Source organism: Streptosporangium sp. NPDC050148, assembly GCF_055586505.1.
The window spans coordinates 186,655-209,266 of the sequence record NZ_JBVJIA010000006.1; the positions used below are offsets into that span (position 1 = coordinate 186,655).

Annotated in this window: 20 protein-coding genes; 10 read left to right on the forward strand and 10 right to left on the reverse strand. The window is 72.1% G+C overall.

Annotated elements, in window-relative coordinates; translation table 11 throughout:
• Positions 1–51 precede the first annotated feature (51 nt).
• From ACZ6RT_RS08665 to ACZ6RT_RS08695, 7 genes are all read right to left on the reverse strand, one after another.
• Complete coding sequence (locus tag ACZ6RT_RS08665) at positions 52–813, reverse strand: succinate dehydrogenase/fumarate reductase iron-sulfur subunit (protein ID WP_399187988.1); 762 nt, start codon at positions 811–813, stop codon at positions 52–54.
• 2 nt (positions 814–815) lie between these two features.
• Complete coding sequence (locus ACZ6RT_RS08670) at positions 816–2,729, reverse strand: fumarate reductase/succinate dehydrogenase flavoprotein subunit (protein ID WP_470152682.1); 1,914 nt, start codon at positions 2,727–2,729, stop codon at positions 816–818.
• Positions 2,730–2,738: 9 nt separating this feature from the next.
• Positions 2,739–3,524: a hypothetical protein gene (locus ACZ6RT_RS08675; protein WP_399187984.1), complete on the reverse strand. Its 786-nt coding sequence runs from the start codon at positions 3,522–3,524 to the stop codon at positions 2,739–2,741.
• Between the two features lie 426 nt (positions 3,525–3,950).
• Entirely contained in the window at positions 3,951–4,400 is a 450-nt protein-coding gene (locus tag ACZ6RT_RS08680) for a response regulator (RefSeq protein ID WP_344902498.1), read from the reverse strand.
• Positions 4,393–5,991 (reverse strand): sensor histidine kinase, encoded by a 1,599-nt coding sequence (locus tag ACZ6RT_RS08685; protein ID WP_470152683.1) that lies wholly within the window; start codon positions 5,989–5,991, stop codon positions 4,393–4,395. Before ACZ6RT_RS08685 ends, ACZ6RT_RS08680 begins: the two co-directional genes overlap by 8 nt.
• Positions 5,988–7,142, reverse strand: a complete 1,155-nt coding sequence (locus ACZ6RT_RS08690) for a PP2C family protein-serine/threonine phosphatase (RefSeq protein WP_399187980.1) — start codon at positions 7,140–7,142, stop codon at positions 5,988–5,990. The genes ACZ6RT_RS08685 and ACZ6RT_RS08690 overlap by 4 nt, the downstream gene beginning before the upstream one ends.
• A gap of 217 nt (positions 7,143–7,359) precedes the next feature.
• The gene (locus tag ACZ6RT_RS08695) at positions 7,360–8,304 is read right to left on the reverse strand and encodes a LysR family transcriptional regulator (protein WP_399187978.1); all 945 of its coding nucleotides are present in this window, start codon (positions 8,302–8,304) and stop codon (positions 7,360–7,362) included.
• Between the two features lie 234 nt (positions 8,305–8,538).
• On the opposite strand from ACZ6RT_RS08695, the gene ACZ6RT_RS08700 reads away from it, so the two are divergent.
• From ACZ6RT_RS08700 to ACZ6RT_RS08710, 3 genes are read left to right on the forward strand one after another with little or no spacing between them, the layout of a single operon-like run.
• Positions 8,539–9,318, forward strand: coding sequence for a succinate dehydrogenase cytochrome b subunit (locus tag ACZ6RT_RS08700; RefSeq protein WP_399187976.1), 780 nt, complete (start codon positions 8,539–8,541; stop codon positions 9,316–9,318).
• Positions 9,315–11,252: a fumarate reductase/succinate dehydrogenase flavoprotein subunit gene (locus ACZ6RT_RS08705; protein ID WP_399187974.1), complete on the forward strand. Its 1,938-nt coding sequence runs from the start codon at positions 9,315–9,317 to the stop codon at positions 11,250–11,252. The genes ACZ6RT_RS08700 and ACZ6RT_RS08705 overlap by 4 nt, the downstream gene beginning before the upstream one ends.
• A complete protein-coding gene (locus tag ACZ6RT_RS08710; protein ID WP_470152684.1) occupies positions 11,249–11,986 on the forward strand; it encodes a succinate dehydrogenase/fumarate reductase iron-sulfur subunit in 738 nt (245 codons plus the stop codon). Before ACZ6RT_RS08705 ends, ACZ6RT_RS08710 begins: the two co-directional genes overlap by 4 nt.
• A gap of 73 nt (positions 11,987–12,059) precedes the next feature.
• Here the strand turns inward: ACZ6RT_RS08710 and ACZ6RT_RS08715 are convergent, their stop codons facing one another.
• Together ACZ6RT_RS08715 and ACZ6RT_RS08720 are read right to left on the reverse strand one after the other, a co-directional pair.
• Positions 12,060–12,617 (reverse strand): Clp protease N-terminal domain-containing protein, encoded by a 558-nt coding sequence (locus ACZ6RT_RS08715; RefSeq protein WP_470152685.1) that lies wholly within the window; start codon positions 12,615–12,617, stop codon positions 12,060–12,062.
• A 2-nt stretch (positions 12,618–12,619) separates the two neighbouring features.
• Positions 12,620–12,853: an RNA polymerase subunit sigma-70 gene (locus ACZ6RT_RS08720; protein WP_344902477.1), complete on the reverse strand. Its 234-nt coding sequence runs from the start codon at positions 12,851–12,853 to the stop codon at positions 12,620–12,622.
• A gap of 107 nt (positions 12,854–12,960) precedes the next feature.
• Here ACZ6RT_RS08720 and ACZ6RT_RS08725 point away from each other — a divergent pair, with 107 nt between their 5' ends.
• The 3 genes from ACZ6RT_RS08725 to ACZ6RT_RS08735 are packed head-to-tail and all read left to right on the forward strand — an operon-like array spanning position 12,961 to position 16,856.
• Positions 12,961–14,652: an ABC transporter transmembrane domain-containing protein gene (locus tag ACZ6RT_RS08725; protein WP_470152686.1), complete on the forward strand. Its 1,692-nt coding sequence runs from the start codon at positions 12,961–12,963 to the stop codon at positions 14,650–14,652.
• Positions 14,649–16,442, forward strand: a complete 1,794-nt coding sequence (locus ACZ6RT_RS08730; protein WP_470152687.1) for an ABC transporter ATP-binding protein — start codon at positions 14,649–14,651, stop codon at positions 16,440–16,442. Before ACZ6RT_RS08725 ends, ACZ6RT_RS08730 begins: the two co-directional genes overlap by 4 nt.
• 24 nt (positions 16,443–16,466) lie before the next feature.
• Positions 16,467–16,856 carry a hypothetical protein gene (locus ACZ6RT_RS08735; protein WP_399187964.1) on the forward strand — a complete coding sequence of 130 codons (390 nt, stop codon included), beginning with the start codon at positions 16,467–16,469 and terminating at the stop codon, positions 16,854–16,856.
• A gap of 126 nt (positions 16,857–16,982) precedes the next feature.
• Here the strand turns inward: ACZ6RT_RS08735 and ACZ6RT_RS08740 are convergent, their stop codons facing one another.
• The gene (locus ACZ6RT_RS08740) at positions 16,983–19,043 is read right to left on the reverse strand and encodes a S9 family peptidase (protein ID WP_470152688.1); all 2,061 of its coding nucleotides are present in this window, start codon (positions 19,041–19,043) and stop codon (positions 16,983–16,985) included.
• Positions 19,044–19,161: 118 nt separating this feature from the next.
• On the opposite strand from ACZ6RT_RS08740, the gene mshB reads away from it, so the two are divergent.
• The 4 genes from mshB to ACZ6RT_RS08760 all read left to right on the forward strand — a co-directional run bounded on the left by mshB (position 19,162) and on the right by ACZ6RT_RS08760 (position 22,586).
• A complete protein-coding gene (gene mshB, locus ACZ6RT_RS08745) occupies positions 19,162–20,157 on the forward strand; it encodes an N-acetyl-1-D-myo-inositol-2-amino-2-deoxy-alpha-D-glucopyranoside deacetylase (protein ID WP_470152749.1) in 996 nt (331 codons plus the stop codon).
• 14 nt (positions 20,158–20,171) lie between these two features.
• A complete protein-coding gene (locus tag ACZ6RT_RS08750; RefSeq protein WP_470152750.1) occupies positions 20,172–20,702 on the forward strand; it encodes a DUF6113 family protein in 531 nt (176 codons plus the stop codon).
• A gap of 65 nt (positions 20,703–20,767) precedes the next feature.
• The gene (locus tag ACZ6RT_RS08755) at positions 20,768–21,211 is read left to right on the forward strand and encodes a hypothetical protein (RefSeq protein ID WP_399187960.1); all 444 of its coding nucleotides are present in this window, start codon (positions 20,768–20,770) and stop codon (positions 21,209–21,211) included.
• A gap of 58 nt (positions 21,212–21,269) precedes the next feature.
• The gene (locus ACZ6RT_RS08760; RefSeq protein ID WP_470152689.1) at positions 21,270–22,586 is read left to right on the forward strand and encodes an MBL fold metallo-hydrolase; all 1,317 of its coding nucleotides are present in this window, start codon (positions 21,270–21,272) and stop codon (positions 22,584–22,586) included.
• Positions 22,587–22,612: the final 26 nt, after the last annotated feature.

Below are 22,612 nucleotides of genomic sequence, written 5' to 3' on the forward strand. Positions count from 1 at the left end.
GACGGCGCCGCCCGGGAGGTCCCGTGGCGGCGCCGTTGCGCGAGGGGTGGGTCAGGACTTCGAGTTCGGACGCCTGAAGATCTTGTTGCCCAGCCACACCAGCGGGTCGTACCTGCGGTCGACGACGCGCTCCTTCATGGGGATGAGCGCGTTGTCGGTGATCTTGATGTGCTCGGGGCAGACCTCGGTGCAGCACTTGGTGATGTTGCAGTAGCCCAGGCCGTGGTCCTCCTGGGCGGAGTCCTTGCGGTCGGCCACGTCGTAGGGGTGCATGTCCAGCTCGGCGATCCGCATCAGGAAGCGCGGACCGGCGAAGCCGGGCTTGTTCTCCTCGTGGTCACGGATGACGTGACAGACGTTGTTGCACATGAAGCACTCGATGCACTTGCGGAACTCCTGGGACCGCTCGACGTCGATCTGCTGCATGCGGTACTCGCCCGGCTTCACGTCGGACGGAGGGGTGAAGGACGGGATCTCCCTGGCCTTCTGGTAGTTGAACGACACGTCCGTGACCAGGTCCTTGATCACCGGGAACGTCCGCATGGGCGTGACGGTGATCGTCTCGTCCTCGGTGAAGGTGGACATCCGGGTCATGCAGCCGAGCTTCGGCTTGCCGTTGATCTCCATCGAGCAGGAGCCGCACTTGCCGGCCTTGCAGTTCCACCGGACGGCGAGGTCGGGAGCCTGGGTGGCCTGGAGCCGGTGGATGATGTCGAGGACGACCTCGCCCTCGTTCACCTCGACCGTGAAGTCCTCGAGCTTGCCCTCCCCGCCCTCGCCTCGCCAGACGCGGAACTTCGCCTTGTAACTCATGGTTACTCCTTGGCCAGCGCGTCGAAGGCGGCCAGCTCTTCCTGGGTGATGTACTTCTTCAGCTCGTCGCGGTCGAACAGCGCGATGAGGTCGTCCCGCATCGGGGTCTGGACCTGCTCCTCGACCGTGACGGAGGAGCCGTCCGGCGTGAGGCCGCAACGCAGGATCTTGGTACGCCACTCGGCCGACATGGAGGGGAAGTCGTCGCGGGTGTGGCCGCCACGGCTCTCCTCGCGCAGCAGCGCGGCCTTGGCCACGCACTCCGAGACCAGGAGCATGTTGCGCAGGTCGAGCGAGAGGTGCCAGCCCGGGTTGTAGATCCGGTTCCCGGCCGCGCCCACGCCCTGGGCCCGCTCCTTGAGCTTCTCGACCCCTTCGAGCGCCTCGGTGACCTCCTCGGCCTTGCGGATGATGCCGACCAGCTCGTTCATCGTCCGCTGCAGCTCGTGGTGGACCTCGTAGGGGTTCTCGCCCGACCGCTCCAGCGGGGCCAGCGCCTCCGCGGTCGCGGTCGCCACGCTCTCCTCGGAGATCCTCGGGCGGGCCGCCAGGGCGTCCACGTACGCCGCCGCGCCCGCGCCCGCGCGCCGCCCGAACACCAGCAGGTCGGACAGGGAGTTGCCGCCCAGCCGGTTGGAGCCGTGCATGCCGCCGGAGACCTCACCGGCCGCGAACAGCCCGGGGACCGCCGCGGCGCCGGTGTCGGCGTCCACCTCGACCCCGCCCATGATGTAGTGGCAGGTCGGGCCGACCTGCATGGGCTCCTTCGTGATGTCGACGTCGGCCAGTTCCTTGAACTGGTGGTACATCGACGGCAGCCGCCTGACGATCTCCGCGGCCGGCAGGCGGGTGGAGACGTCCAGGTAGACACCGCCCTGCGGTGACCCGCGGCCCGCCTTGACCTCGGAGTTGATCGCCCGCGCGACCTCGTCGCGGGGCAGCAGCTCCGGGGGACGGCGGTTGTTGGCCTGGTCGTCGTACCAGCGGTCGGCCTCCTCCTCGGAGGTGGCGTACTTGTCCTTGAACACCTCGGGGATGTAGTCGAACATGAACCGCTTGCCCTCGGAGTTCCTCAGCACGCCGCCGTCGCCGCGGACGGACTCGGTGACCAGGATGCCGCGGACCGAGGGGGGCCAGACCATCCCGGTGGGGTGGAACTGGATGAACTCCATGTTGATCAGCTTCGCCCCGGCCAGCAGGGCCAGCGCGTGACCGTCGCCGGTGTACTCCCAGGAGTTGGACGTGACCACGTAGGACTTGCCGATCCCGCCGGTGGCCAGCACGACCGCGGGGGCGTCGAACAGGACGAGCCTGCCGTTCTCCCGCCAGTAGCCGAAGGCGCCCGAGATCGCGCCGCCCTCGCCGGGGGCGACGCCCGTGTCCTTGAGCAGGCGGGTGACCGTGCACTCCTGGAAGACCTTGATGTACGCCTCGGCGTCGCCGTGCAGCCGCTCGTCCTCCTGCTGGAGCGCGACCACGCGCTGCTGCAGGGTGCGGATCAGCTCCAGGCCGGTGCGGTCACCGACGTGGGCCAGCCGCGGGTACTCGTGCCCGCCGAAGTTACGCTGGCTGATCTTGCCGTCCTTGGTGCGGTCGAACAGCGCGCCCCAGGCCTCCAGCTCCCAGACCCGGTCCGGGGCCTCCTTGGCGTGCAGCTCGGCCATCCTCCAGTTGTTGAGGAACTTGCCGCCGCGCATGGTGTCGCGGAAGTGCACCATCCAGTTGTCGTCGCTGTTGACGTTGCCCATGGCGGCTGCGGCGCCGCCCTCGGCCATGACCGTGTGCGCCTTGCCGAACAGCGACTTGCAGACGATGGCCGTCCGCTTGCCCTGCTGACGGGCCTCGATGGCCGCCCGCAGGCCCGCACCGCCGGCGCCGATGACGACGACGTCGTATTCGTGACGCTCGATTTCCACAGGTGATCCTTATGCGAACGAAAAGGCGATGATGCCCTTGGCGACCAGGCGGACGTAGAGGTCGGCGCCCATGACGGAGAACATGGAGATCAGCGCGAGCTGCGAGTGCCTGGCGTTGAGCTTGGAGACGAAGCCCCAGGCCCGGTAGCGGATCGGGTGCTTGGAGAAGTGGTTCAGGCGCCCGGCCGTGATGTGCCGGCAGGAGTGGCACGAGAGGGTGTAGAGGTTGATCAGGATCGCGTTGGCGATCAGGATCCAGGTGCCCAGGCCGCCCGGCCGCTCGATCAGCGCCTTCACCGCGTCGTAGGCCAGGATGAGGCCGATGACGATGGCCGCGTAGAAGAAGTAGCGGTGCACGTTCTGCAGGATCAGCGGGAAGCGCGACTCACCGGTGTACTTCTTGTGCGGCTCGTTGACCGCGCACGCCGGCGGGGAGAGCCAGAACCCGCGGTAGTAGGCCTTGCGGTAGTAGTAACAGGTGAAGCGGAAGCCCGCGGGGAGGCCCAGGATCAGCAGCCCCGGGGGCAGGGTGTACCAGTCGCCGAAGGGTGCGAGACCGAACAGCCGCGACTCCGGCGGGCAGCTCGTCGCCAGACAGGGCGACGCGAAGGGCGCGTGGTACGGCGATACGAAGTAGCTCTTATCGAAGATCGCCCATGTGGCGTAGACGATGAATGCCGTGAAGATGAGGAATGTGACCAGTGGATAGCGCCACCACTGGTCCGTTCGCAGGGTGCGCTCCTTGATCTGCGCACGCTGTCTTCTGGCCGGGCTCTCGGCCGTTGTCTGGGTCATCGAGACCTCTCCACCTCCCACGGACCCCGCTCGCCCAGGGGTCCGGGTCGTTTCAGTTCTGCCACGTGTCGGGCCATGGTCGCGCCGGCTCACACGTGCGCGCGCATATTGGTGGGGGATACGTTACGACGGAGCCCGGGGCTTGTGTCAGAGGGGTCACTCACAATTTCACTGACCCGGTGTGATTCCTGTCACGTTGGCGGGGCAGGGCTCCTCGCCTGCGGGTTCTCAAGGGGTGGATGATCACAGGGAGGTCTCGGAGGCCGGGGAGACCGCTGTGCCGGCCTCTCACGAGGACCGGACGAGGACCGGACGAGAACCGGGCGGGAGCCGGGTGAGGATCGCGTGGAGATCGCCCGGTACGACCCGTGCCCCCGGTCCCCGCCGCGGGGACCGGGAGGCAGGGGTGTGACGCCGGAGCCCGCGTCAGTAGTGCTGGTTGGAGCTGGGCAGCTTGACCACGGTGACGAAGAAGTCGTCGATCCGCCGCACCACGCTGATGAACTGGTCGAAGTCCACCGGCTTGGAGACGTAGGCGTTGGCGTGCAGGTTGTAGCTGCGCAGGATGTCCTCCTCGGACTCCGACGTGGTCAGCACGACCACCGGGATCCCGCGGAGCCGCTCGTCGGCCTTTATGTCCTGCAGCACCTCCCGCCCGTCCTTTCGGGGCAGGTTGAGGTCCAGCAGGATCAGGTCGGGCCGGGGCGCGTCCTCGTACCCCTCCTCCTTGCGCAGGAAGGCCATGGCCTGCTCGCCGTCGTTGACCACGTGCAGCTTGTTGCGGACCTTGTTGAGCTCGAACGCCTCCCGCGTCAGCAGGACGTCACCCGGGTCGTCCTCGACCAGGAGAACGTCTATCCAGCGCAGGTCATTCATCGGGGTCTCCAGTGGGAAGGGTCCAGCGGAAGGTCGTGCCGGGCCGGTCGGGCCTGTCGGTGTCCAGCCAGATGCGGCCGCCGTGATATTCGACGATCTTCTTGCAGAGCGCCAGCCCGATGCCGGTGCCGGCGTAGGCGTCCCGGCCGTGCAGGCGCTGGAAAATCAGGAAGATGCGGTCAGTGTATTTACTGTCGATGCCGATGCCGTTGTCGGTGCAGGAGAACTCCCACATGTCCCCTTCGCGGCGCACCCCGATGTGGATCTGCGGCGGGTCCTGGCCGCGGAACTTGATCGCGTTGCCGATGAGGTTCTGGAACAGCTGGGTGAGCTGGGCGCGGTTGCCGTGCACCTCGGGCAGCTCGTCGTGGGTCACCGTCGCCCCGGCGTCCTCGATCGGCGCGTCCAGGTTGTGCATCGCGGCCTTGAACGGCACCGCGGAGTCGATCATGACGCGCTCGCCGCCGGCCCTGCCGACCCGGGAGAAGTCGAGCAGGTCGTTGATCAGCAGCTGCATGCGCTTGGCGCCGTCGACCGAGAAGGAGATGTACTGCTTGGCGCGCTCGTCCAGCTGGTCGCCGTAGCGCTGCTCCAGCATCCGGGTGAAGCTGGCCACCTTGCGCAGCGGCTCCTGAAGGTCGTGGCTGGCCACGTAGGCGAACTGCTCCAGCTCGGCGTTGGAGCGCTTGAGCTCGGTGGCCTGGTCCTCCAGCTTGCGCTGCGTCTCGGAGGCCCGGCGCCACTCCGACAGGATGCGGCGGCGCATGGCGTCGACGTGGCCGGAGAGCTCGGCCAGCTCGGCCGGTCGTTCCACCGCGAGCCGGTGGTCGAAGTCGCCCTGCGACACCGCGCGGACCTGGTCGGTCAGCTCGGCCAGCGGGCGCAGCACGGCGTGGCGCACGATGAGCACCGCGGCGACCCCGGCGACCAGCAGCGCCACCGCCACCCCGATGAGCGCGATGTAGAGGGCCTGCCAGCCGGCGTCGAACCGGGCGGTGGCGTTGTCGTGCAGCCGGTTCAGGTGCTCCTGCAGGGTCGTCAGACAGGCGCGGACCTCGTTGAACCGGGCGGCGTTGACGGCGGCGTTCTCCCGGGCGGCCTCGGTCTTCAGGACGGGCACCGCGGCGACGACCCGCTCGGCGTAGTCGCGCCGCCAGTCCTGCCCGGCGGTCCTGAGGCGGTCCACCTCGACGCCGACCGTCTCGCGTTCCGGCATCCGGGGGACCAGCGCGGCCAGCGCGCCCAGCGCCACGTTCTCCGCGGCGATGGCGTCCCGGTAGGCCGCCAGGGAGGCGTCGTCGTTGGTCCTGCCGTACGCCCGCACCGAGCTCTCCTGGGAGGTCAGCGCGTTGGAGATCTCCAGGGTGCGCAGCGCCGCCGGGTCGACGACGTCGACCAGGGCCTCCCTGGCCTGGCGCGTCTCCTCGATCGCGTTGATCGTGACGGCGGACGAGATCATGAAGACCAGCGCGATGCCGATCCCGCTGAGCAGGAACCAGCGCCGTACCGGCAACCGGCCGAACCTTCCGGGAGGGCCGGAGTCGGGGACGGAGAGCGGGCGGGGGCTGGCGTCGCCGGAACGGCCGGTCACCGCCGCGTGCTCCGGGAGATGAGGACGGTCGCCAGGTCGTCGCTGAGCGCGTCGCGGTTCAGCTCGATGACCCGCTGGATCAGGCGGTCGAGCTCGATGCCGCCCTCCTCCTGGACGAGCCTGAGCAGGCCCTCGGTGCCGAGCAGGTCGGGCCCGCCGCCCACGGTGGCCTCGATCAGGCCGTCGGTGTAGAGCAACAGGGACCAGTCCTGCCCGAGCGGTACGTCGATCGCCGACCACTCGATGCCCTGGAAGATGCCCAGCGGGGGCCCCGAGGGGGTGCCGGGCACCACGCCGATCTCCCCGTCGCGGATCAGCAGCGGTGGCGGGTGGCCGACCACGTGCATCCGCGCGTGGTCGAGTGCGGGGTCGATCGTGACGATGCACAGCGTGGTGAAGATCTCCGCGGACTTGCGCTCCAGGCGGAGCACCGACTCCAGCGTGGCCAGCAGGTCGTTGCCGGTGTGCCCGGCCAGCACCAGGGTCCGCCAGGCGATCCTGAGCGCGACCCCCAGGGCGGCCTCGTCGGGGCCGTGCCCGCACACGTCGCCGACCACCACGTGCACGGCGCCGTCGGGGCTCTGCACGGTGTCCCAGAAGTCACCGGCCAGCAGGGCGCGCCTGCGTCCGGGCAGGTAGCGGGCCTGGTGCTCCAGCCCGTCCGAGGTCAGCAGCGGGACGGGGAGCAGGCCGCGTTCCAGGCGGGAGTTCTCCTTGGTCAGCAGCTCGGCCTCGACCAGCCTGCGCTGGGCCAGGTCGGCGCGCTTGCGCTCTATGGAGTAGCGGATGGCCCGCGCCAGCAGGCGGGCCTCCACGTCCTGCTTGACCAGGAAGTCCTGGGCGCCCGCGGCGACGGCCTCCACGCCGACGTGGGTGTCGTTCAGCCCGGTGAGCACGAGCACGGCGGCGTGCGGCGCCATCGACAGCACCTGCTCCAGCGCCTCCAGGCCGGTCGCGTCGGGCAGCGAGAGGTCGACGAGCACGCACTGCACGTCGTCGGTCAGCCGCTCCCGGCTCTCGGCCATGGTCCGCACCCAGATGATCTTGGGTGGCTGCTCCGCCTCGCTGAGCAGCTCCTCCACGAGGAAGGCGTCGCCCGCGTCGTCCTCGATGAGAAGCAGCGTGAGCGTTTCGTTGGCGGGGGCGGTCACTGACGCCTCTTCGTGGGATCGGAGAACCTATCGACGCTACGTAGAATAGTGCGATGGTCCGGTAACTGAGGATGCCCGTGTGAGACGTTCCACATCTTGCCAGATGTCGGGAACGATACGCCGGACCCGGCCGATCTCGATGAGGTCACCGTCGTCACCCCGGGGAGCGCCCGTGGGACCCGCGGCCCCGCCGCTCACGGGCCGGCGACCGCGCCGATCATGTGCCGGTGCCCGTGTCGGTGATCAGGTCGAGGCCCTCGGGCAGGTCGCCGTCGCGGGCGGCGTCGGTGAGGAACAGCAGCAGGGTCGCCCGGAACGCCTGGGCCGCGCGGGTGGGCTCGACGTCCTTGCGGTGCGCGATGGCGACCGTGCGGCGCAGCCCGGGAGGGGCCAGCGGCGTCCCGGTCAGCCCCGGGCGGCCGTCCAGGACCATCGAGGGCACCAGTGCGACCCCCAGCCCGGCCTCCACGAAGCGGAGCACCGCGTCCATCTCGCCCCCCTCCACCGCGAACCTGGGCTCGAACCCGGCCTGCCGGCAGGCGGTCAGCGTGGCCTCGCGCAGGTCGTAGCCGCGCCGGAACATCACCATCGGCCGGCGCCGCAGCTCCTCGATGCGCGCGTACGGCCTGCGGGTGTGCCCGGCCGAGGGGGAGGCGACGACCAGGTTCTCGCTCAGGACCTCCTCGGTGACCAGGGCGGGGTCGTCGCTGTGCAGCGGCATGATGATCAGCGCCAGGTCGAGCTGGCCGCGGGCGAGCGTGCGGACCAGGTCGCGGGAGCCGCCCTCCTCCACGAACAGCTCGATGCCCGGGTAGGTCCGGTGGAACCTGGCCAGCACGTCGGCGAGCAGCCCGGCGCACAGCGAGGGCGTGGCGCCGAGCCGGACCCGGCCGCGGCGCAGCCCGGCCAGCTCGCCCACCTCGCTCCTGGCGGTCTCGGCGTCGGCCAGCATCCGGCGGGCCAGCGGCAGCAGCGCCTCACCGGCGGGGGTGAGGGTGACGTTCCCCCGGGCGCGGCTGAACAGCGGCGCGCCGAGCTCGGCCTCCAGGGCCCTGATCTGCTTGCTCAGCGAGGGCTGGGCGACGCGCATCCGCTCGGCGGCCTGGGTGAAGTGCCGGGTCTCGGCGACCGCCACGAAGTAGGCCAGCTGCTGGAACTGCACGTTCTCCAGCGTAGGGGGTCGGTCCCGCGGAGCCCCGGGCCCCATAGCGCACCGGGTGGCCGGGGGCGGATCCGGGGCGGGCGCCGGGGCCCGGGAGGATGTGAGATTGCTCGCACCCCGCGGGCGGGCACGGCGCCGAACAGGCGACAAAGCACCGCTGATAGCCACAGGCTATGGAAACCACATCCATGATGACTTGGACGGGGGTAAAGGCTCCTACCTAGCGTCACGTGTGTGACTGCCACTGTTGAGCGCGGATCCGCCACCGCGCAGGTGACCCCCTCGAAGGGCACCGCGAAGAGCCCCGGGGGAGCCCGCCCCGCCCCGCCCGCGCGCAAGGGCGGCTTCCTGGCCTCCACCAACGGCCGCAAGGTCGTGATGGCCGTCACGGGTGCCGTGATGGTGCTCTTCCTCGTCGGGCACATGGCCGGGAACCTCAAGAGCTTCCTCGGCGCCGACTCCTTCAACGAGTACGCGGACTTCCTGCGGACCATGGGCGAGCCGCTGCTGCCGAGCCGCGTCCTGCTGACGATCGTCGAGGTGGGCCTGGTCGTCGCGGTGGCGCTGCACATGTGGGCGGCGGTCTCCCTGGCCCGGCGGGCGCGCAGGGCCCGGCCGGTCAGGTACGCGGTCAGGCGGAGGTCCCGCTCGAACGGGTACGCGGTCCACACCATGCGCTACGGCGGCGTCGTCATCGTGCTGTTCCTGATCTACCACCTGCTGGACCTGACGTTCGGCACGGCCAACCCCGCCGGGACCGCCTCCACCCCGTACGAGCGCCTGGTGGAGGGCTTCGCCCCGTCGCGCTGGTGGGTGACGTCGTTCTACGTGCTCGCGGTCGTCATGGTCGGCCTGCACCTGCGCCACGGCCTGTGGAGCGCCTTCCAGACGCTCGGCCTGGCGAGCCGCCGCAGCTACCGGACGCTGAGGGCCTCGGCCACCGGCCTGTCGGTGCTGCTGGTGGTCGGTTTCCTGGCGGTCCCGGCCGCCGTCGTGATCGGAGTGATCAAGTGAACGGACCGGTCGGAAGGTACACCGAGGGCGAGCCCATCCGCGACACCAAGGCGCCGGACGGCCCGATCGAGGACCGCTGGGAGAAGCGCAAGTTCAGCGCCAAGCTGGTCAACCCGGCCAACAAGCGCAAGCTCGACGTCATCGTGGTGGGCACCGGCCTGGCGGGCGGCTCGGCGGCCGCGACGCTCGGCGAGCTCGGCTACAACGTCACCTCGTTCTGCTACCAGGACTCGCCCCGGCGCGCGCACTCCATCGCCGCCCAGGGCGGCATCAACGCGGCCAAGAACTACCGCGGCGACGGCGACTCGATCTACCGGCTGTTCTACGACACGGTCAAGGGCGGCGACTTCCGCGCCCGCGAGTCCAACGTCTACCGGCTGGCCCAGGTCAGCGTGAACATCATCGACCAGGCCGTGGCCCAGGGCGTGCCGTTCGCCCGCGAGTACGGCGGCCTGCTCGACACCCGCTCCTTCGGCGGCGCCCAGGTCTCGCGGACCTTCTACGCCCGGGGCCAGACCGGCCAGCAGCTCCTGCTCGGCGCCTACCAGGCGCTGGAGCGGCAGATCGCGGCGGGCACCGTCACCATGCACACCCGCCACGAGATGCTCGACCTGATCGTCTCCGACGGCCGGGCGCGCGGCGTCATCGTCCGCGACATGGTCACCGGCGAGATCGAGCGGCACCTGGCCGACGCGGTCGTGCTGGCCACCGGCGGCTACGGGAACGTGTTCTTCCTGTCCACCAACGCCAAGGGCTGCAACACCACGGCGATCTGGCGGGCGCACCGGCGCGGCGCGATGTTCGCCAACCCCTGCTACACCCAGATCCACCCGACCTGCATCCCGGTCAGCGGCGAGTACCAGTCGAAGCTGACCCTGATGTCGGAGTCGCTGCGCAACGACGGCCGGGTGTGGGTGCCGCTGGAGCGGGGCGACGCCCGCCCGCCCGCGGAGATCCCCGAGGCCGAGCGCGACTACTACCTGGAGCGCATCTACCCGGCGTTCGGCAACCTGGTCCCGCGTGACATCGCCTCCCGCGCCGCCAAGAACGTCTGCGACGAGGGGCGCGGCGTCGGCCCCGGCGGCCTGGGCGTCTACCTCGACTTCGCCGACGCGATCGGCCGCCTGGGCCGCGCCGCCGTGGAGAAGAAGTACGGCAACCTCTTCGAGATGTACGAGCGCATCACCGGCGAGGACCCCTACGCCCAGCCGATGCGCATCTACCCGGCCGTCCACTACACGATGGGCGGACTGTGGGTGGACTACGACCTGCAGTCCACGATCCCGGGCCTGTTCGTGATCGGCGAGGCCAACTTCTCCGACCACGGCGCCAACCGCCTCGGCGCGTCCGCGCTGATGCAGGGCCTGGCCGACGGCTACTTCGTGCTGCCGACCACGATCGGCGACTACCTGGCGAACGGCCCCTACGGGGAGGTCGACGAGGAGGCCGTGGCCGAGGCCGAGATCGGGGTGCGCCGGCGGATCGACGCCCTGCTGACCAACGACGGCGACCGTACCGCCGACTCCTACCACCGCGAGCTCGGCAAGCTCATGTGGGACTACTGCGGCATGGAGCGCACCGAGGAGTCGCTGCGCAAGGCCCTGGAGCGCATCCCCGAGCTGCGCGAGGAGTTCTGGAGGAACGTCAAGGTCTCCGGCGAGGCGGGCGAGCTCAACCAGGCGCTGGAGCGGGCCGGCCGGGTGGCCGACTTCTTCGACCTGGCCGAGCTGATGTGCGTCGACGCGCTGCACCGCACCGAGTCGTGCGGCGGCCATTTCCGCGCGGAGTCGCAGGACGCCGACGGCGAGGCCCTGCGCGACGACGAGCACTTCGCCTACGTCGCCGCCTGGGAGCACTCCGAGAACGGCCCGGTCCTGCACAAGGAAGATCTCGACTACGAGTACGTCACGATGAGCCAGCGGAGCTACAAGTGAACCTCACCCTGAAGGTCTGGCGGCAGAAGAACCCCGACGACACCGGGCGGATGGTCACCTACCGGGTCCAGGACGTGTCCCCGGACATGTCCTTCCTGGAGATGCTCGACGTCCTCAACGAGCGGCTCATCCTGGAGGGCGACGACCCGATCGCCTTCGACCACGACTGCCGCGAGGGCATCTGCGGCATGTGCGGGATGGTCATCAACGGCGTCGCGCACGGCGAGCAGGTGGCCACCACCACCTGCCAGCTGCACATGCGGCACTTCGAGGACGAGGCCGTCATCACCGTCGAGCCGTGGCGCGCCGCGCCCTTCCCGGTGGTGAAGGACCTGGTCGTGGACCGCTCGGCGTTCGACCGGATCATCCAGGCGGGCGGCTTCATCTCCGTCCCGGCCGGGTCGGCCCCGGACGCGCACAGCGTCCCGGTCAGGAAGGACGACGCCGACGCGGCGTTCGACGCCGCCACCTGCATCTCCTGCGGCGCCTGCGTCGCGGCCTGCCCGAACGGCTCGGCCTCGCTCTTCACCGCCGCGAAGATCACCCACCTGAGCCTGCTGCCGCAGGGCCAGCCCGAGCGCGACTCCCGCGCCAGGGCCATGGTCGAGCAGATGGACGCCGAGGGCTTCGGCGGCTGCACCAACACCGGGGAGTGCACGGCGGTCTGCCCCAAGGGCATCCCGCTGGACACCATCGCCCAGATGAACCACGACTACCTGCGGGCCTCCCGGTAGCCCGATCGGCCCGCGGCCGGCCCCGCCGGCCGGCCTTCTGGCCGGCCGGAGGCGCGGCGGGGCCGGCGGGATCTCAGTCCAGCTCGGCGACGACCTCCCGCCGCAGGGCCGCGGCGTCCACGCCCGCGTCCTTCAGGACGCGGGCGGCCAGGCCCTCGCCCTCGCGCAGGATGCCGAGCAGGATGTGGCCGTCGCCGATGTAGTTGTGCTTGAGGTGCACGGCCTCGCGCAGCGACAGCTCCAGGGTCTTCTTGGCGCGGGGGCTGAAGGGGATGTGCGACCCGCCGAGCAGCCGGCCGCGCCGGGGGGCGGGCTCGCGGTCCAGGGCACCGGGGCCGAAGGCGGCCTCGACCTTCTCCCTGATGGCCGCCAGGTCGATGCCGATCGTCTCCAGCGCCTCGGCGTCCAGGGCCGCGCCCGGCCTGCGCGGGGACAGGCGGGCGACGGCCCGGAAGGCCGCGTCGTGGTCGAGGCCGTGACGGACCAGCACCCGGGCCGACAGGCTGCCCGGCAGCCCGAGCAGCCCGAGCAGGATGTGCTCGGTGCCGATGATCTCGTGCCGCAGGCGGCGCGCGTTCTCCTGCGCGAGGGTCACCGCCTGGCGGGCCTCGTGATGGAATCTCTCGAACATGGTCATCTGTCCCTTCTCAGCAGCCCTCGGCCGCCCGCGTACTTCTTGTGGACCGCCTGTCTGGTGACCTCCAGGCAGTGGGCGATCTCCTGCCAGGACCAGCCCTGTTCCCTCGCGTTCTCCACCTGGAGTGCCTCCAGCCGGTCGACCAGTGTCCGCAGCGCCCGCACGGCCCTGAGGCCCACGGCCGGATCGCGGCTGCCGGCGTCGGAGGCCAGCTGTGCCGTATCGCTCATGGTGTCAATCTAAGTTGACGTCGCCCCGATGTCAACCGTGATTGACGCGCTCGCTGTCAGTAAATGGTTTGCCTGACGAGGACGGACTTTGTCAGGCTGGCAGGGCCATGCGCTCCCTACCCGTCGCCGATCCCGGCGTTCCCGACGCCCGCAGCCCGATCGGTTACCTGCGGTGGATCGCCCGTACCCAGAGAAGGCCGCTGCTCCTCGGCACCCTGTACGCGACCCTGTGGTGGCTCACCATGGCGCTCGTCCCCGCCGCCGTGGGCAACGGCATCGACGCCCTCCGGGCCGGGGACCCGCACGGCCTGCTCACCTGGGGCGGGGTCGTGCTCGCGCTCGGCGTCGCGCAGGCCGTCACCGGCGTCCTGCGCCACCGGATGGCCGTCCTGAACTGGCTGAGCGCCGCCTACCGGACCGTCCAGGTCACCGTCAGGCAGTCCACCCGGCTGGGCGCGACCCTGCCCAGGCGGATGTCCACCGGCGAGGTGGTCAGCGTCGGCAACTCCGACATCGCCCACATCGGCAACGCGATGGACATCCTGCTCCGCGGCGTCGGCGCGGTCGTCGCCATCGCCGCTGTGACCGTGATCCTGATCAGGACCTCGCCGACGCTCGGCCTGACGGTCCTGGTCGGCCTGCCCCTGATGGCCGGCGCGGTCGCCCCCCTGCTCAAGCCGCTGCACCGGCGCCAGAACGCCCACCGCGACCTGCAGGGCGACCTGTCCACCCGCGCCGCCGACATCGTCGCGGGCCTGCGGGTGCTGCGCGGCATCGGCGGCGAGCGGGTCTTCGCCGACCGCTACGGCACCGAGTCCCAGAGGGTGCGCCACGCCGGCGTGCGGGTGGCCGCGGTGGAGTCGGTGCTGGAGGGGGCGCAGGTCCTGCTGCCCGGCCTGCTGATCGCCGGGGTGACCTGGCTCGGCGCGTCCTTCGCGCAGCGCGGCGAGATCAGCGTCGGCCAGCTCGTCGCCTTCTACGGCTACGCCACCTTCCTGATCGGCCCCATGCGGACCCTCACCGAGACCGCCGACAAGCTGACCAAGGGCCATGTCGCGGCCCGCAGGGTGGTGCGGATCCTCTCGCTGCGGCCCGAGATCGAGGGCGGCACCGGCCGGTCCGAGGGCGGCCTGCTGCGCGACGTGGCCTCCGGGGTCGCCGTACGCCCCGGCATGCTCACCGCCCTGGCCGCGGCCGTCCCCGAGGAGGCCGCGGCCATCGCCGACCGCCTCGGCCGCTACGACGACGGCGACGTCGACTTCGGCGACGTGTCCCTGGACGGCCTGCCCGTCTCGGAGGTACGGCGCCGGATCCTGGTCGCCGACAACGACGCCCTGCTCTTCGCCGGCGTGCTGCGGGACGAGCTGGACGTCACCGGCACGGCCTCGGCCGAGGAGATCTCCCAGGCCCTGTGGGCGGCGTGCGCCACCGACATCGTCGAGGCGCTGCCCGGTGGCCTGGAGGGGCGCGTCGCCGAGGCGGGCCGGGAGTTCTCCGGCGGCCAGCGGCAGCGGCTCAGGCTCGCCAGGGCGCTCGTCCTCGACCCCGAGGTGCTCGTCCTCGTCGAACCCACCAGCGCGGTCGACGCCCACAGCGAGGCGCGCATCGCCGACCGGCTGGCCAAGGCCCGCGCCGGCCGGACCACCCTGGTCTGCACGACCAGCCCGCTGGTGCTGGACCGCGCCGACCACGTCGTCTACGTCGAGGGCGGCGTCGTGCGCGCCCAGGGCTCACACCGGGACCTGCTTGCCGCCCACCCCGGATACACCGCCGTCGTCACCCGGGGAGAGACACCATGAGCAGGCAGGTCCTGCCCGTCGCCGACCGCGCGCAGGTGCGGGCCTACGCCCGCAGGCTCGCCCTGAAGTACCCGCGCGAGCTGCTCGGCGCGCTGGCCCTGCACGGCCTGGCCGCGGTCGCCGGGCTGGCGGTGCCGTGGCTGCTCGGCGGCCTCGTGCAGGGGCTCCACAGCGGCGCCGGCGTCGACGTCACCGCGGTCTCGCTGGGCATCGGCGCCTTCCTGATCGCCCAGGCGGTGCTGATCAGGTTCGCGGTGTACGCCTCCTCCCGGCTCGGCGAGAAGGTCCTCGCCGAGCTGCGCGAGGAGTTCGTCGACCGGGTGCTCGGCCTGCCGCTCTCCACGGTCGAGCGCGCCGGGTCCGGCGACCTGATCTCGCGGACCTCACGCGACGTCGACGCGCTCTCGCGCACCGTGCGGCACGCCGTGCCCGAGACGCTGATCGCGCTGGTCACCTGCGTGATCACCATCGGTGCCCTGGCCGTCGTCGGGCCGCTGCTCCTGCTGCCCTCGCTGCTCGCCGTCCCCCTGCTGTGGATCTCCACCCGCTGGTACCTCAAGCGCGCCAGGGACGGGTACCTGCGCGAGAGCGCGGCGTACGCCGACATGACCGACGGGCTGGCCGAGACCGTCACCGGCGCCCGCGCCGTGGAGGCGCTGGGCCTGCAGGAGCGCAGGCACCGGCGCACCGACACCGACATCGCCCGGTCCTGGGCGGCCGAGCGCTACACGATGAGGCTGCGCACGGTCTGGTTCCCCGCGGTCGAGCTCGGCTACGTGATCCCGGTCGTGGCGACGCTCGTCGTCGGCGGCCTGTTCTACATCCGGGGCTGGGCCTCGCTGGAGCAGGTCACCACGGCCACCCTCTACGTCCAGCAGCTCATCGACCCGCTCGACCGGCTGCTCATGTGGATCGACGAGCTCCAGGTGGGCGGCGCCTCCATGGCCCGCCTGCTGGGCGTCTCCGAGGTGCCCGACGACCGCGAGCCCGGCTCGGCCAGGCCCGAGGGCAGCCGGTTGAGGGCCGACGGCGTCCGCTACGCCTACCGCGAGGGCCACGACGTGCTGCACGACATCGACCTGGTGGTCGAGCCGGGCGAGCGGCTGGCCATGGTCGGCCCGTCCGGGGCGGGCAAGTCCACGCTGGGCCGCCTGCTCGCGGGCGTCCACGGCCCCCGCACCGGCTCGGTCACGGTCGGCGGCGTCCCGCTGGTCGAGCTCCCCCTGGAGGACCTGCGCGGCCACGTCGCCCTGGTGACCCAGGAGCACCACATCTTCCGGGGCACCGTCCGCGACAACGTGCTGATCGCCCGCCCGGAGGCCGACGACACGCGGGTCCGCGAGGCCCTGGAGGCGGTCGAGGCATGGGAGTGGGTCGAGACCCTGCCCGAGGGGCTCGACACGGTCGTGGGCTCCGGCGGCGAGTCCGTCCCGCCCGCCCAGGCCCAGCAGCTCGCCCTGGCCCGGCTGGTGCTGGCCGACCCGCACACCCTGGTCCTGGACGAGGCCACCTCGCTGATCGACCCCCGCGCCGCCCGCCACCTGGAACGCTCGCTGGCCGCCGTGCTGGAGGGGCGTACGGTGGTCGCGATCGCCCACCGCCTCTACACCGCCCACGACGCCGACCGGGTCGCGGTGGTGGAGGACGGCAGGATCAGCGAGCTGGGCTCCCACGACGAGCTGGTGGCGGCGGGCGGCTCGTACGCGGCCCTGTGGGGGAGCTGGCACGGCACGTCCGGTCACGACGATGCCCCGGACCTCCGGGCCACCGCGGGGCCGAAGGTCCTCTGACGCCGGAAGCTACACTCTCGCCCCATGGGTATAGGCCGCATCCTCTATCTCACCTTCGGTTCCCTGATGCTGATCTTCGCCTTGATGTGGACGTTCGACGACGACGAACCCGCGAACATGCAACGGGCACAGGTCTTCGCGCTCGGGAGCATCGGGCTGATGGTCGCCGGAGCCGCCTGCGGAGCCGCCGAGCGCAGGACCACGTACGTTCCGCCGGCCGTCCCGCGGCCCCCGGTTCAGCAACCCCCCGCCCCGCAGCCTCCGGTTCACCAGGCGCCGGCTCAGCAGCCCTACCCCCCGCAAGGCCACGACCTCTGGCAGGGGCACGACCCCTGGCAGGGGCACGCCGCACCGCAGCCGTACGACCCCCGGCAGGGCCACACCCTCCCCCACCCTCCCGGTCGGAACCACTGACGCCGACCGGCCCCGCCCGCGAACGGGCGGGGACGTCCGGACGGTGACCTTCCCGGGAAGGCGCGGGTCCTCCCCGGGAAGGGACTGGTCATACCCGGGGAGGCGCGGATCCTTCCCGGGAAGGCCTCAGGACAGCGCCTTCTTCAGGAAGTCGACCTGGAGCAGCAGCAGGTTCTCGGCCACGACCTCCTGGGGGGTCATGTGGGTGACGCCCGAGAGCGGCAGCACGGTGTGCGGGCGGCCCGCCGCCAGCAGGGCTGAGGAGAGCCGCAGGGTGTGCGCGGCGACCACGTTGTCGTCGGCCAGGCCGTGGATCAGCAGCAGCGGGCGGTCCAGCTTCTCGGCGTCGCCGAACAGCGACGAGGAGTCGTAGTGCCCCTCGTCCGGGTGGCCCAGGTAGCGCTCGGTGTAGCAGGTGTCGTACAGCCGCCAGTCGGTCACCGGGGCACCGGCGACGGCCGCGTGGAACACGTCGGGGCGGCGGAGCACGGCCAGCGCGGCCAGGTAGCCGCCGAAGGACCAGCCCCGGATGCCGACCCGCGACAGGTCCAGGTCGTCGGGGAACCGCGCGGCGGCGCCGTGCAGGGCGTCGATCTGGTCCTCCAGCACCGGCCCGGCCAGGTCGTGCAGGACGGCCCGCTCGAACTCCGGGCCCCGGCCCGGGGTGCCGCGGCCGTCCGCCACGACCACCGCGAACCCCTGGTCGGCGAACCACTGGCTGGTCAGGTGCGCCCCGGACGCGGCCAGCACGCGCTGGGCGTGCGGCCCGCCGTACGGGTCCATCAGAACCGGGAGCCGGGCCGAGCCGGGCACGTGGCCCGACGGCAGGAGCACGGCGGTGGACAGCTCGCGCTCGCCCGTCCTGATCAGGGAGACCCGCAGGTCCAGGCCGGGACGGTCGGCGTGCGAGGCGATGTGGCCGCGGGGCTTGCCGTTGTGCAGAACGCGGGTGACCGAGCCCTCGCCGGTCAGGGTCTGGCCGGTGAGCACCAGGGTGCCGCCCGCGGTGTGGCCGCTGTAGACGCCGCTCTCGGGCGGGCTGACGAGCGTGATCCGGCCGTTGCGGTAGGCCCACACGGCGATCTCGGTGGGCTCGCCGCTGGCCCGGAAGAGCACGGTCTCGCCGTCGACGTCGAGGATCTCGCGGACCTGCAGGGTGGGCGGCGTGACCGGCTCGTCGCCGACGATCAGGCGGTGACCGCCCTCGGAGTGGACGGCCCAGACCAGGCGGCCGTCGGACAGGTGGCCCGGGACGCCGGTGACCACGTCGACCCAGGCGGGGTCGGTGTCCTCGCGCACCACGGTGGAGGCGCCGGTGGCCGGGTCGACGGCGAGCAGCCGCATCGTCCGCTGGTCGCGGGTCATGGTGACGATCGACAGGCCGTGGGCGTCCCAGACGGCGTTGACCAGGTACTCGTCGTCGAAGGGCACGGGGACGCGGGCCCCGGTCAGGGTGAGCACGAACAGCTCGACCGTGGCGTTGGCCGTCCCGGCCGAGGGGTAACGCTGCTCGACGGCCGGCCGGGCCGGGTTGGCCGGGTCGGCGATGTACCACCGCTGCACCGGGGACTCGTCGGCCCGCTCGACGAGCACGGCGTCGCCGGAGGGCGACCACCAGTACCCCCGCATCCGGTCCAGCTCCTCGGCGGCCACGAACTCGGCCAGGCCGTAGGTGACCTCCGCCGTCTCGGGACGGGCCAGCGCGTGGTCGACCCCGTCCCGCAGGTCCTGGATGTGGAACGCGCCGCCGGTGACGTAGCCGACGTGGGCGCCGGTGGGGGAGACGCGCGGGTCGATCACCGGCCCGGCGGTCTCCAGGTGGCGTACGCGCCCGCTCGCGAGGTCCGCCACGTACAGGCCGCCGGCGAGCGCGAACGCCGCGACGGTGACCGCGGCGTCGGTGCCGTACCCGACGATGCCCCCGGCCTGCTCCCTGCTCCGCTCCCGGCGCGCCCGCTCCTCGGGCGGCAGGTCCTCGTCGCCCCCGGCCAGGTCGCGCGGGTCGACGACGAGCCGCTCCTCCCCGCTGAGCACGTCGTACTCCCACAGGCAGGTCACGGGGTCGGAACCGCCCCGGGTGCGCAGGAAGACGACGCGGTCGCCGCCCGGGGCGATCGTGAACCCCCGGGGCGCCCCGAGGGTGAAGCGGCGGGTTCTGGCGTGCAGGCGAGGGAAGGTCTCACTCATACGAGCCATCTTGCCAGCTCCGTCCCGCCCGGCTCGTGCTCTCGCGGCCACGGCACCGACCGGATCCCGATATGTCGGGTGAAATCGGCGTCGGTACCCTCGACCCATGACGGAGCGGCTGACGGATCGGCGCCTGATGCTCGTGCACGCCCACCCGGACGACGAGACGATCGGCACCGGGGCGACCATGGCCAGGTACGCCGCGGAGGGGGCGCACGTCACGCTGGTGACCTGCACCCTCGGCGAGGAGGGGGAGGTCATCCCCGCGGAGCTGGCCCACCTGGCCGCGGACCGGGACGACGCCCTGGGCCCGTACCGGGTGGGGGAGCTCGCCGCGGCCTGCGCGGCGCTCGGCGTCACCGACCACAGGTTCCTGGGCGGGGCGGGCCGCTGGCGCGACTCCGGCATGATGGGCGTCGCCTCCAACGACCGGGCGAACGCCTTCTGGCGGGCCGACCTGGACGAGGCCGCGGGCGAGCTGGCCGCGATCATCCGCGAGGTCCGGCCGCAGGTCCTGGTCACCTATGACGAGAACGGCTTCTACGGCCACCCCGACCACATCCAGGCCCACCGCGTCTCCCGGCGCGCCGTCGAGCTGGCCGCCGACCCGGCCTTCGTCCCGGCCCCCGCCTTCGATGAGCCACCCGCCTCCGACGGGAACCCCGCCTCCGGTGAAGTCGCGGCACCCGGCGGGACACCGGTGACCGGCGGGACGGGGCTGTGGCGGGTCGCCAAGTTCTACCACACCGCCGTCCCCCGGTCGGTGCTGCGCAGGAGCGCGGAGGCCCTGCGCGACAGCGACACGCCCTTCCTCGCCGAGGCGGTCGAGGACCTGCCGTTCGGCTGCGCGGACGAGGAGGTGACCACCGAGATCGACGCCCGCGCCCACCTCGGCCGGAAGATCGACGCGATGCGCGCGCACGCCACCCAGATCAGCGTGGTCCCGCCCTGGTACGCCCTGTCCAACACCGTCGGCCAGGAGGTGCTGGGGGTGGAGCACTTCATCCTGGCCTCCGGCGTGCCGGGCCCCCCGGGAGCCGGAGCGCCGATCGAGACGGGAGGGCTCGGCGAGCCGTACGACCGCGAGGACGACCTCTTCGCCGGTATCCACTAGCCTCGGTGCTTGTGATGGAGCAGGTGCCGGTGGTGCGCAGCCCCTCGGAGACGGTCGTCACCGTGGCGGCCTGCGCGGTGCTCGCCGTGCTCGGGTTCCTGGTCGGCCTGCTCTGCGGTTTCCAGCACTCCTGGTCGGTCGGGGCCGTCCCCGTCCCCGTCTCCGCCCTCGGCTGCGTCGCCCTGCTGTTCGCGATCTCCTACGGGGCGGGCCGGATGGCGCGCGGCAAGTCGGTGTCCCTGGCGTTCGCGGCGGGCTGGACGCTGATCACCGTGATCTGGGCCGCCGGACGGCCCGAGGGCGACCTGGTCATCGCCGACGACGTGGCCGGGTACGTCTACCTCTACGGCGGCCTGGTCGCGATCACGGCCGGGGTGCTGCTGGCGCCGTCGGCCGGGGGCGGATCCTGGCTGCTCACCCAGCACGGGTACGGGCCCCGCCCGTCCGCCGCCCCCGGCGCGTCCACCCCGCCCGACCCCTCCGCCCCGCCCCTGCCGCCCCCGCCGCCCGCGCCCGCCCCGCCGGGCGCTCCCGCCGTCTCCTGAGCCGGGGAGGGCTCCGTGGCGCGACAGCGCTACCGCGGGGCATCCGGATGACGCACAATCCCGATATGCGGCGGTTCCACCGGGTACGGCGAACACTCAACTACATCAACCTGTCGACGCCCCTGGGGCTGCTGGTGGCGCGCCTCGGCCGCGCCCGGCCGGCCCCGGGACCGGACGGGCTGATCCTCGCGTACGGCTATCGCTTCCGGTTCCCGATCGCCTCGGCCTTCACCGTGGGGAACGTGGTGCTGACCCGGCACGAGGAGGGGTACCTCACCGAGGCCCTGCTGCGGCACGAGGACCGGCACGCCTCCCAGTACATGCTCTGCGTGGGCCTGCCGATGCTCCCGCTCTACCTCCTCGCGGTGGTCGTCTCCGTCCTGGTCTGCGGGAACCAGGCGTCCTGGAACGTCTTCGAGCGGCTGGCGAACCTGGAGGACGGCAACTACGTCCGCAGATCGCCCTGGTGGTCCCGGGGTTCGCGGAATGGACCCCCGCAAAAGGAATGAATTCCCGTGTGAGGGGATCAACAGAGGGTGAGCCGACGATGACCGAAGGGGGCCGCCCATGTCGCCGACATCCCACCCCGAGACCGCCTCACGCGTCGCCGAGGAGCCCGTCCTCCCGGGCGAGCCGCGCCGACGTTCCGGCTGGTCGGCCCGGTTCGCCGCGGGGCCGGTACGCGCCCTGAGACGGCTGGGCAGGGCCCCGGGAGAGCCGCGAGGTGATCGCGCCACCGGGTCCCCGGGGAACGGGCCCGGGACGCCCGTCGCGGTTCCCGCCCCGCGCACGCCCCCGGCCGCCGTGTCCCCGGTGCCCTCGGCCCCCTCGGTGTCCCCGGTCTCCCCGGTCTCCCCGACAGGCCCGGTGCGCCACGCGCCCGCGCCGCCTCCCGCGTCTCCGGCACGCACCCGCCCGGCGCCCCCGCTGCGGCCGGGCCGGTCGCCCGCGCCGCAGCGGACCTGGCCGGGCGGCTTCAAGGACCGGCTGACCTCGCCGATCCCCACGTTCCAGGAACTGCTGGCGGTCGCCTGGCACGGCACGCTCCGGCCCGACGTCGGGGACGCCGACCTCATCCCGGTCCACCGGGACGGGCTTCCCCGCCCGGCCGGGACCGACGCGGTCGTCACCTGGGTGGGGCACGCGACGTACGTGGTACAGATCGGCGGGCTGACCGTCCTGACCGACCCGGTATGGGCGAGGAAGATCCCGGGCGTCCGCCCCCGCCTCACCCCGCCCGGCGTCGCCTGGGCGGACCTGCCCCGGATCGACGCCGTGGTGATCAGCCACAACCACTACGACCACCTGGACGCGCAGACCGTACGGCGGCTGCCGCGCGACACGCCCGTCCTGGTCCCGGCAGGACTGAGGTCCTGGTTCACCAGGCGCGGGTTCCGCGACGTCACCGAGCTCGACTGGTGGGAGAGCGCCTGGGTCGGCGGCGTCCGGTTCGACTTCGTCCCGTCCCACCACTGGAGCCGCCGGTCGGTCTGGGACACCTGCCGGACGCTCTGGGGCGGCTGGGTGATCGCCTGCGACGACCGGACGATCTACTTCGCCGGGGACACCGCGTACGGCGAGCGCTTCGCCCAGATCGGGGCCCGCTACCCCGGCGGCATCGACCTGGCCCTGATGCCGGTGGGCGCGTTCGAGCCCCGCTGGTTCATGAAGGCCGCGCACGTCGACCCCGAGCAGGCCGTACGGGCGTGCACGGACGTGGGCGCGCGCCGGATGGCGACCATGCACTGGGGGACGTTCGTGCTGTCCGGCGAGCCGCTGCTCGCGCCGGTGCTGGAGGCCCGTGCGGCCTGGGAGGCGGCCGGGCGGGACCGCGCCGACCTGTGGGACCTGGCGATCGGCGAGTCCCGCGTGCTGACGACCTGAGCCGCGGAGCCCGGGCACCCCCGGCG

Excerpts from the sequence above, each read along its gene's own strand:
- ACZ6RT_RS08665 (WP_399187988.1), bottom strand. The coding sequence starts at position 813 with ATGAGTTACAAGGCGAAGTTCCGCGTCTGGCGAGGCGAGGGCGGGGAG.
- ACZ6RT_RS08675 (WP_399187984.1), bottom strand. The coding sequence starts at position 3,524 with ATGACCCAGACAACGGCCGAGAGCCCGGCCAGAAGACAGCGTGCGCAG.
- ACZ6RT_RS08680 (WP_344902498.1), bottom strand. The coding sequence starts at position 4,400 with ATGAATGACCTGCGCTGGATAGACGTTCTCCTGGTCGAGGACGACCCG.
- ACZ6RT_RS08715 (WP_470152685.1), bottom strand. The coding sequence starts at position 12,617 with ATGTTCGAGAGATTCCATCACGAGGCCCGCCAGGCGGTGACCCTCGCG.
- ACZ6RT_RS08720 (WP_344902477.1), bottom strand. The coding sequence starts at position 12,853 with ATGAGCGATACGGCACAGCTGGCCTCCGACGCCGGCAGCCGCGATCCG.
- ACZ6RT_RS08725 (WP_470152686.1), top strand. The coding sequence starts at position 12,961 with ATGCGCTCCCTACCCGTCGCCGATCCCGGCGTTCCCGACGCCCGCAGC.
- ACZ6RT_RS08730 (WP_470152687.1), top strand. The coding sequence starts at position 14,649 with ATGAGCAGGCAGGTCCTGCCCGTCGCCGACCGCGCGCAGGTGCGGGCC.
- ACZ6RT_RS08735 (WP_399187964.1), top strand. The coding sequence starts at position 16,467 with ATGGGTATAGGCCGCATCCTCTATCTCACCTTCGGTTCCCTGATGCTG.
- ACZ6RT_RS08740 (WP_470152688.1), bottom strand. The coding sequence starts at position 19,043 with ATGAGTGAGACCTTCCCTCGCCTGCACGCCAGAACCCGCCGCTTCACC.
- ACZ6RT_RS08750 (WP_470152750.1), top strand. The coding sequence starts at position 20,172 with ATGGAGCAGGTGCCGGTGGTGCGCAGCCCCTCGGAGACGGTCGTCACC.
- ACZ6RT_RS08755 (WP_399187960.1), top strand. The coding sequence starts at position 20,768 with ATGCGGCGGTTCCACCGGGTACGGCGAACACTCAACTACATCAACCTG.
- ACZ6RT_RS08760 (WP_470152689.1), top strand. The coding sequence starts at position 21,270 with ATGTCGCCGACATCCCACCCCGAGACCGCCTCACGCGTCGCCGAGGAG.